Genomic DNA, 502 nt, shown 5'->3' with positions numbered 1-502 from the left:
ACTTGGCTCTTCTTGGTCGTTGAACCAACTACCGGAGACCTCGTCGGTTATCGATCACCGCCACGCCGCAAGTTTCAAAGATCCTTTTGAAACGCGGCCTAGGCCGAGTTCAGCGCCGAGTCGTTCCAGGTGAGAGGCGCGAGTGCCGCGGATCGGGGTGTCGGTCCACCAGGCGTCCAGGCGGATGAGGTTGATCGCGGTGGCGGTCAGCAGATGCGCGAGTCGGGTTTTGAGCAGTCCTCGATAGCGGGTGCGGCGGATTCCGCCTGCCCGGACGGCCTGGGAGATCGTGCCTTCGACCCCGGCCCGGACGGCGTAGCGCTCCTTCCACGCCTGGCTCTCCTGCTCGCGGCGGCGCTGGTCGAGGATCTTCTGCTGGGCGGCGGGTAGCAAGGTCAGGCTGCGCCCGTAGCGGTGACCATCGGCCTTCGTGCAGGAGGCGCGCAGTGGGCAGGGTCCGCAGTCCGTGATGGCGAAATGTACCCGGGTGATCGGCGTCCCG

1 protein-coding gene is annotated in these 502 nt (G+C 66.3%); it reads right to left on the bottom strand.

Annotation, left to right across the window (positions count from 1 at the left end; translation table 11 throughout):
- Window positions 1–54: 54 nt before the first annotated feature.
- A partial coding sequence (locus tag IEY82_RS38770) for a transposase (protein ID WP_189129282.1) occupies window positions 55–502 on the bottom strand: 448 nt, incomplete at its 5' end.

It is taken from the genome of Nonomuraea cavernae (assembly GCF_014646355.1).
Taxonomy (GTDB): Bacteria; Actinomycetota; Actinomycetes; order Streptosporangiales; family Streptosporangiaceae; genus Nonomuraea; species Nonomuraea cavernae.
This window is presented reverse-complemented; position numbering and strand designations above follow the sequence as displayed.